At 73.6% G+C, this 4,737-nt stretch carries 5 protein-coding genes and 1 pseudogene; 4 read left to right on the top strand and 2 right to left on the bottom strand.

From position 1 onward, the window contains the following. The first annotated feature begins 60 nt into the window (after positions 1-60). The 3 genes and pseudogenes from CCN29_RS30290 to CCN29_RS30280 all read left to right on the top strand — a co-directional run. Positions 61-1,137: an alcohol dehydrogenase catalytic domain-containing protein gene (locus tag CCN29_RS30290; RefSeq protein WP_006132190.1), complete on the top strand. Its 1,077-nt coding sequence runs from the start codon at positions 61-63 to the stop codon at positions 1,135-1,137. Between the two features lie 129 nt (positions 1,138-1,266). Next, positions 1,267-1,863 (top strand): Rv1733c family protein, encoded by a 597-nt coding sequence (locus CCN29_RS30285; protein WP_039987266.1) that lies wholly within the window; start codon positions 1,267-1,269, stop codon positions 1,861-1,863. 48 nt (positions 1,864-1,911) lie between these two features. Further along, positions 1,912-2,232, top strand: a pseudogene (locus CCN29_RS30280) (ArsR/SmtB family transcription factor); the annotation flags it as partial. Positions 2,233-2,309: 77 nt separating this feature from the next. On the opposite strand, the gene CCN29_RS30275 reads toward CCN29_RS30280, so the two are convergent. After that, positions 2,310-2,957, bottom strand: coding sequence for a class I SAM-dependent methyltransferase (locus CCN29_RS30275; RefSeq protein WP_006132187.1), 648 nt, complete (start codon positions 2,955-2,957; stop codon positions 2,310-2,312). 122 nt (positions 2,958-3,079) lie between these two features. Between CCN29_RS30275 and CCN29_RS30270 the strand changes: the two genes are divergently transcribed. Further along, positions 3,080-3,532, top strand: a complete 453-nt coding sequence (locus tag CCN29_RS30270) for a flavodoxin family protein (RefSeq protein WP_006132186.1) — start codon at positions 3,080-3,082, stop codon at positions 3,530-3,532. Positions 3,533-3,559: 27 nt separating this feature from the next. Here CCN29_RS30270 and CCN29_RS30265 read toward each other — a convergent pair whose 3' ends face one another. Then, positions 3,560-4,642: a YihY/virulence factor BrkB family protein gene (locus CCN29_RS30265; RefSeq protein WP_031019299.1), complete on the bottom strand. Its 1,083-nt coding sequence runs from the start codon at positions 4,640-4,642 to the stop codon at positions 3,560-3,562. Positions 4,643-4,737 lie beyond the last annotated feature (95 nt).

Genomic DNA, 4,737 nt, shown 5'->3' with positions numbered 1-4,737 from the left:
CAGGCGGGTGCGCGCGCCCGGCGTCGAGCCCGCCGCTCAGCGAGAAGGGTGAGGATCGGCATGAAGGGTTACGTCTTCCACGGCCCCGGGCAGTCCGCCTGGGAGGAGGTTCCCGATCCGGAGATCCGGGAGCCCGGCGACGTCATCGTCCGCGTCGACGCCGTCACCATCTGCGGGACGGACCTGCACATCCTCAAGGGCGACGTGCCCGAGGTGCGCCCCGGGACCGTCCTCGGACACGAGGCGGTCGGCGAGGTGGTCGAGACCGGCGCCGACGTCCGCACCGTACGGCCCGGCGACCGGGTCCTGGTCTCCTGCGTCACCGCCTGCGGCCGCTGCCGCTTCTGCCGCGAGGGCGTGTACGGCCAGTGCCGGGGCGGCGGGGGCTGGATCCTCGGGCACCTCGTCGACGGCACCCAGGCCGAATACGTACGGGTGCCGTTCGCCGACCTGTCGGTGTACCCGCTGCCCGGCGCCCTCGCCGACGAGGACGCGGTGCTGCTGGCGGACATCTTCCCCACCGCCTACGAGGTGGGCGTGCTCAACGGCCGGGTGCGGCCCGGGGACACCGTCGTCGTGGTCGGCGCCGGACCGGTCGGGCTGGCCGCGATCGCCACGGCCCAGCTGTTCGGCCCCGAACGCGTCGTCGCGGTGGACCTGGCGGCGTCCCGGCTCCAGGCGGCGAAGGAGTTCGGCGCCGACGCGGTGGCCGACGCGAGCGAGGGTCCCGAGCAGCTGGTCGAGGACCTCACCGGCGAACTCGGCGCGGACGTGGTGATCGAGGCGGTCGGCCTCCCGGAGACCTTCGAACTGTGCACCCGTGTGGTGCGCCCCGGCGGGCATGTCGCCAACGTCGGCGTGCACGGCGCGCCCGCGACCCTGCACCTCGAGGATCTCTGGATCAAGGACGTCACTATTACCACCGGCCTCGTCGACACGCACTCCACCCCCACGCTGCTGCGGATGGCCGCCGCCGGCCGGCTGCCGACCCGCGGTCTGGTCTCGCACACGTTCCCCCTGGACCAGATGCAGGAGGCGTACGACGTGTTCGCGGGCGCCGCCGAGACGGGCGCGCTCAAGGTCGTCCTCGGCGTCCCGCAGCACGAGGTCGTCCCGGTGCATCCGACGGCCGTGTGACCGGCGAGGCCCGCTCCGGGACGAGGCCCGTCCCGGAAAACGGCCCGTTCCGCCCGTGCGGGACGGGGCAGAACGGGCCACCCTGGAGGTGGTGGCGCGGACGGCACCCGCGCGAGGAGGTGACCTCCCATGGCGACGACGCATGGCGCGAGGCCGATGGTGCCCTGGTGGCGATGGCGGGACAACCCGCTGTGCCGCCGCAGCGACATCGCCGAGGCCTGGCTGCTGATCGCCACGGCCGTCCTCGCCCTGGTCCTCTCGGCATTCGCCGGACTCGCGGCGGCCGACGGGGTCGGCGCGTCCCTCGACGACCGCCGCGAGCACACCCGCCCGGTCCCGGCCGTGCTGGTCGAGGACGCGCGCGACGCCGCTCCCGCGCTGGAGTCCGACAACGGCGGCAGCGGCGTCTGGGCCGAGGTGCGCTGGACCGCCCCCGACGGCACCCGCCACACCGGACGGGCGGAGGTCCCCGCGAACAGCAAGAAGGGCGCCGAGGTCACCGTCCACAACGACGAGGCCGGCCGCCTCGTGTCCGCGCCGCCCGCGGGCGCCGAGGCGCACTTCCAGATAGCCATGGCCGGGATCACGGTCGCCGTCGTCACCGGGGGCATGGTGCTGCTCTGCGGATGGGTCGCCCGGGCCCGGCTGCGGCTGCGGCGGCTGGACCGGTGGGAGGACGAATGGCGCCAGGTCGAGCCGATGTGGCGCAAGCGGATGACCGGCTGAGTCACGCGATCCCGCCCCTCGACCGGGCAGCGGCCCACCCTTCCGCCGCACCCCGCCCGCATCCGCGTGCTGGAGCTGCTCAGCGAACGCGAGCATTCGGTCGGGGAGATGCTGCCCCATGTGGGCATCGAGCCCGCGCACCTCTCCCAGCAGCTGGCCGTGCTGCGCCGCGCCAACCTGGTCGTGGGCCGCAAGGAGGGCTCGACCGTCTACTACTCGCTGACCGACCCGCACGTGGCGGAGCTGCTGCGGGTCGCGCGCACCATCCTGTCCGGCGTCCTCACCGGCCAGGCCGGACTCCTCGCGGACCTCCAGGCGACCGCGACCCAGGCGACCGCGACCCAGGGGGAGACCCGGCCTGTGTCATGACCGCCCGGGCAGCCGGGCAGCCGGGCAGCCGGGCAGCCGGGCGGCCGAACGGCCGAACGGCCGGGGCAGGCCCGCCGTCAGGCCGCCTCGCCGCGCCGCCGGCAGTGCAGGAACAGCTGCGGCTCCGGGCGGGCCGCCGGGTGGCTCGGGGTGAACATCGTGCTCTCCTCCCACTCCACCTCCAGGCCCGCCTCCCGCACCAGACCGAGGACGTCCTGCGCCGCGAAGCTGGTGACCCGCACCGGCTGCCCCATGAACGACCCGTCGAACTCCTCCACGTCCAGCGGCACGGTGGCCAGCACCAGCAGGCCGCCCGGCCTGAGCGCGGCCGTCAGCCGGCGCACCAGCTCCTTCTGCTCCGCCCGGGTCATCTGCAGCAGCGAGAAATACACGCAGACCGCGTCGTACGAGCCCTCCGCGAGCTTCGTCCGCCGCACGTCGTCGCACCGGAACTCCGCCTCGGGCACCTGCCGGGAGGCGATCTCCACCATCACCGGGGACACGTCGACGCCCAGCACCCGGTGTCCCGCGCCGGCCAGCGTGGCGGCCGTGGGCCGTCCGGTGCCGCTGCCCACGTCCAGCACGGTGCTGCCGGGGGAGAGCCTTTCGAGCAGCCAGGACAGCGACGCCCGGTGCGCCGCCGAGGACGCGAAGGCCTTCTCGTAGTCGCCGCCCAGCGCGTCGAACACCTCCGCCGCCGGGGACCCGTGCACCTCGTCGCCCACGCCACCGCCTCGCTTCCCAGTCGCCGATGCCGGGCATCGTGCCACTCGGGTGCCGTCGTCACAACGGCACCCGGACGGTTCCCGGCTTGCGGGCGCGGCGGCCGGCACGGCAGGGTCGTGCTGTGCCGACCCTGCTGATCGTCCACCACACGCCCTCGCCGAACTGCCAGGCGATGTTCGAGGCCGTCGTCTCCGGCGCCACCGCCCCGGAGATCGAGGGCGTGAAGGTGGTGCGCCGGGCCGCGCTGTCCGCGACCGCCGCCGACGTCCTGGACGCCGACGGTTTCCTGCTCGGCACCCCCGCCAACCTCGGCTACATGTCGGGCGCGCTCAAACACTTCTTCGACCAGGTCTACTACCCCTGCCTGGACGCCACGAAGGGCCGGCCCTTCGGGTACTACGTGCACGGCGGCAACGACGTCACCGGCGCCGTGCGGGGGATCGAGTCGGTCACCACCGGCCTGGGCTGGCGCGCCGCCGCCGAGGCGGTGACCGTCACGGGCGAACCCGACAAGGCCGCCCTGGAGCGCTGCTGGGAGCTGGGCGCCACCCTCGCGGCGGTCCTGGCCGACTGACGCCCGCCGCCCGAGTCGCGCGTCCCGTCAGGCGCCGTCCATCTTCTCCCGGTCCTGCTCGTCCCAGGCGCGGGTGTCACGCGGCTGCGTGTACGGCTCCTCCTCCGGCGGATGACCGCCGGCGATGGCCCGCTGCCGGGCGATCTCCGCGTCGAACTCAAGCCCGAGCAGGATCGCCAGATTGGTGATCCACAGCCAGATCAGGAAGATGATGACACCGGCCATCGTGCCGTACGTCTTGTTGTACGAGCCGAAGTTGGCGACGTAGACGGCGAACCCGGCGGAGGCGGCCAGCCAGATCAGCAGGGCCAGGAAACTGCCCGGGGTGACCCAGCGGAACCCCTTGACCTTGGCGTTCGGGGCGGCCCAGTACAGCAGCGCGATCATGACCGTCACCAGCAGGACCAGCACCGGCCACTTGGCGATCGACCAGGCCGTGAGGGCCGTGTCGCCCAGCCCCAGCAGATCGCCCGCCTGACGGGCCAGACCGCCGGTGAAGACCACGATCAGCGCGCTGATCCCGGCCATCACCAGCAGCGCGACCGTCACGCCCACACGCACCGGCAGCACCTTCCACACCGGACGTCCCTCGGGCATGTCGTACACGGCGTTCGCCGAGCGCATGAACGCCGCCACATAGCCGGACGCCGACCAGACGGCGAGCAGCAGACCGACGACCGCGACCAGCGAACCGACGCCCGCGCCGCCCTGAAGCTGCTCGATCGCCTGGGTGATGATGTCCCGCGCCGCACCCGGGGCGGTGAGCTCCTGGACGTTCTCCAGCACCTTGTCCGTGGTCGATCTGCCGGTGAGACCGAGGATCGACACCAGGGCCAGCAGCGCCGGGAACAGCGCCAGCACCCCGTAGTACGTCAGGGCGGCGGCGCGGTCGGTGAGTTCGTCGTCCTTGAACTCGCGCACACTGCCCTTCAAGGCCGCCTTCCAGGCGCCCTTGGGCAGCTTCGCCGGGCTGTCCGGAGCCGCGCGCTCCACCGCGTCGCTCGGGCCCGGCTCCTGCGCCGGCTGCCCGGCCCCCCGCGAGGATGCGGACTCGTCCGGCGCGTCCTGGTGTGCCGGCCGGTCGTCCCGGCCCGGGATATGCAGCTTCATGGCCACCGGGTGCCCCCGGCCCGCCATGTCACGCCCGGGCGCCCGGGCGAGGGGATCCGGTACACCAAGGGCTTGTGGGAGCGCTCCCACGCGTG

The organism is Streptomyces pseudogriseolus (assembly GCA_002154585.1).
GTDB classification, from domain to species: domain Bacteria; phylum Actinomycetota; class Actinomycetes; order Streptomycetales; family Streptomycetaceae; genus Streptomyces; species Streptomyces pseudogriseolus.
This window is presented reverse-complemented; position numbering and strand designations above follow the sequence as displayed.